Below are 3,180 nucleotides of genomic sequence, written 5' to 3' on the forward strand. Positions count from 1 at the left end.
TTTTTATCGGACATTAATGATTTAATTTATAAAATAATCGATTAAAAGATTAAAAATAGGTTAAAATAAAAATCCCGAGCAATTGCTCGGGATTTCTTATAATATTAGTTACAAATTAGAATCTGTATCCTAAACCAATTTGTAAACCTGCATTTCCGAAATCAAAACCATCGACATCAGAAATATTAGCTAAACCAAGGTTGTAACGAGCGTCAAACATTAATCCATTTGACAATTCATAACCAGCTCCAAATCCTAAACCAAAATCTAAAGATTTAGTAGCTTCATCAAGAAGATCTTCTTGAGCAGCAATTTTGAATGCAATCTCTGGACCTGCTTGTAAAGATAAACCTTCCATAACATAATACTTAGCCATGATTGGTAATCTTAAATAATCAATACCAGCATCATCACTAGCACCTTCTGTAGAATACATTAATTCAGGTTGAACATGGAATTTTTCAGATACTGTGAAATCTACCAAACCACCAACGTAAAATCCACCTCTAGCGTCACCACCGTCAGCATCTCCAGTAAAATTTGTGCTACTGTAACCAGCTTTTACACCAAATTTCATTTCTTGTGCATTTGATATTCCGAATGCCATTACTGCAATTGCAGCGAATAAAACTTTTTTCATGTTTAGTTTAAATTTAAAGTTAATGGAACAAATTTATATCATTTTTTTTTACAAAATCACATTTTACGTTATGTTATTAACAACTTTATTAACAATATTTATTGAAAATATTAATAATCAAATACTTAGAATTCAATTTTTATCTCCGATTTTTGATTTTTTTAACAAAAAAACTAATCATTTAAATCACAATAAAAATATAAAATATTGATTATCAATTAATTCTAAAAAACGATGAAAAATGCATTTCGTCGATAAAAACAATAAAAAATGCAAACCAGCGTTGTTTTAAAAAAATAAAACAATGAAAAGAACAATTTTTATGTTGGTTTTACTAGTTCTAGGAACTGGTATTTCTCAGGCGCAACTATTGAAATTTGGTATTAAAGGCGGTTTAAATTTTGCGAATTATACTGGTGGATCAGTTTCTGGAATTGATTTTAAAACCATCACTAGTTATCATGCAGGTATAGTTACAGAATTAAAAGTTTTTGAAAACTTTGCTATTCAACCCGAACTTTTATACTCTACTCAAGGCTCAGAATTAAGAGAATTAGGAGATCAAGTAAAAAATGAATTGGGCTATCTCTCTTTACCTTTATTAACAAAATTCTATTTAACTACAAATAAATTGAGTTTAGAACTTGGTCCGCAAGCATCCGTTTTAGTTAGTGAACGAAATAAAATAGATACTAACGACACCAAAACATTTGATATTGGTTTAGCTGGAGGTTTAAGTTTTAAAATAACAGATGGCATTTTTATTTCTGGCAGATATGTAGCTGGATTAACTGAAGCCAAAAAAGAGGCGGATGTAAAAAATTCGGTAATTCAATTTTCTTTAGGTTATATGTTTTAACAATAAAACTTATAATATTTTGCTAAAACCATTCTCAAAAGGAATGGTTTTTTTATTTTTACAAAAACAATTCTCATGAAGATTATTATCATCAATGGTCCAAATCTAAACTTACTAGGTAAAAGAGAACCTGAAGTTTATGGCAATGAAACTTTTGAATCCTATTTTGAAAAATTACAAGTTCAATTTCCAACTGTTACTTTGGAGTATTTTCAAAGCAACATTGAAGGTGAAATCATCTCTAAAATTCAAGAAATAGGCTTTGATTATGATGGTATAGTTTTAAATGCTGGAGCTTATACACACACTTCTATTGGAATTGGCGATGCAATAAAATCGATTACGACACCCGTTGTTGAAGTTCACATATCCAATACTTTTTCAAGAGAATCTTTTCGCCATCAGTCCTATATATCACCAAATGCAAGAGGGATCGTTATTGGTTTTGGATTAAAAAGTTACGAGTTAGCACTAAAATCATTTTGATAATACAACCTTTTCAAAAAAATATTCGTCTATAAAAAGAAACTCCTATGAATAAAATTTTATTTGCTCTATTGTTTGTAAGCTCATTTACGTTTTCTCAAATAAAAGGAACTGTCAAAGATAAAGATGGAAATCCATTACCTTTTGTGAATATTTATATTGAGAATACTTATATAGGTACCACTTCTAATGAATTGGGAAAATATGAATTGAATACTACTGAGAAAAATAATGTGCATTTGATTTTTCAATATTTAGGATACAAAACCCAGAAACACATTTTAAACATAACGAGTTTTCCATATGAGTTTGATGTGGCTTTACAAGAAGAAGATTTTCAATTGAAAGAAGTTGTTGTTGTTAATGGTGAAAATCCTGCAAACGATATCATTAGAAATGCTATTAAATCTAAAAAGAAGAATGCGGCTAAGACCGATAAGTTTGAAGCTGACTTTTATTCAAGAGGTATTTTTAGAGCAAAAGATATTCCTAAGAAATTCATGGGTTTTGAAATTGGTGACTTAGATGGTAATTTAGATTCTACGCGAAGTGGTATCATTTACCAATCGGAAACGGTTTCTAAAATTAAATTCCAAAAACCTGATAATTTAAAAGAGGAAATTATTGCTTCAAAAGTAGCTGGTAATGATAACGGTTTTAGCTACAACACCGCTTTGAATACCAATTATGATTTTTACGAAAACTATGTAGACTTTGGAATCAATATGATTTCTCCTATTGCAGACAATGCATTCAATTACTACAAATACAAACTAGAAAGTACATTTTACGATGATAAGAATCAGTTAATTAATAAGATTTTAGTAACGCCTAAGCGTGATAAAGAGCCCGTTTTTGAAGGTTATATTTATATCGTGGAGGATTCTTGGGCTATTTTCGGAATTGACTTAGATATTAAAGGTTATAGAATGCAAGAGCCAATTTTAGAAACCATGAAACTGACTCAGAATTTCAGTTACAATTCGGAAAGTAAAATTTGGGCTAAAAACATTCAGGCTTTGGATTTTGAAGCGGGAATTTTTGGAATGAAGTTCACTGGAAAATTCACTCACGTATTTACGAATTACAACTTTAAAGATGCTTTCGAAAAGAAAACGTTTGGAAAAGAAATTGTAACATTTGCTGAAAATGCAAATAAAAAGGAAATTTCTTTTTGGGAAGAAAATCGTCCGGT

4 protein-coding genes are annotated in these 3,180 nt (G+C 29.7%); 3 read left to right on the plus strand and 1 reads right to left on the minus strand.

The features are described 5' to 3' along the window. Positions 1-115 precede the first annotated feature (115 nt). On the minus strand, positions 116-640 hold the full coding sequence (locus B4I81_RS10105; RefSeq protein ID WP_291110274.1) for a porin family protein: 525 nt from the start codon (positions 638-640) through the stop codon (positions 116-118). Between the two features lie 304 nt (positions 641-944). Between B4I81_RS10105 and B4I81_RS10110 the strand changes: the two genes are divergently transcribed. The 3 genes from B4I81_RS10110 to B4I81_RS10120 form a co-directional block, all read left to right on the plus strand. After that, entirely contained in the window at positions 945-1,499 is a 555-nt protein-coding gene (locus B4I81_RS10110; RefSeq protein WP_291110276.1) for a porin family protein, read from the plus strand. A gap of 75 nt (positions 1,500-1,574) precedes the next feature. After that, a complete protein-coding gene (aroQ, locus tag B4I81_RS10115) occupies positions 1,575-1,985 on the plus strand; it encodes a type II 3-dehydroquinate dehydratase (protein WP_291110278.1) in 411 nt (136 codons plus the stop codon). 47 nt (positions 1,986-2,032) lie between these two features. Continuing rightward, positions 2,033-3,180, plus strand: a 1,148-nt coding sequence (locus tag B4I81_RS10120; protein ID WP_291110280.1) for a DUF5686 and carboxypeptidase regulatory-like domain-containing protein, incomplete at its 3' end; no start/stop codon positions are given.

Origin of the sequence: Flavobacterium sp. UBA6195, from assembly GCF_002422095.1 — a bacterium.
Classification (GTDB): domain Bacteria; phylum Bacteroidota; class Bacteroidia; order Flavobacteriales; family Flavobacteriaceae; genus Flavobacterium.

Bases quoted from the DNA above. Each gene is read 5' to 3' on its own strand.
- B4I81_RS10110 (WP_291110276.1), top strand. From the start codon at position 945: ATGAAAAGAACAATTTTTATGTTGGTTTTACTAGTTCTAGGAACTGGT.
- aroQ (WP_291110278.1), top strand. From the start codon at position 1,575: ATGAAGATTATTATCATCAATGGTCCAAATCTAAACTTACTAGGTAAA.
- B4I81_RS10105 (WP_291110274.1), bottom strand. From the start codon at position 640: ATGAAAAAAGTTTTATTCGCTGCAATTGCAGTAATGGCATTCGGAATA.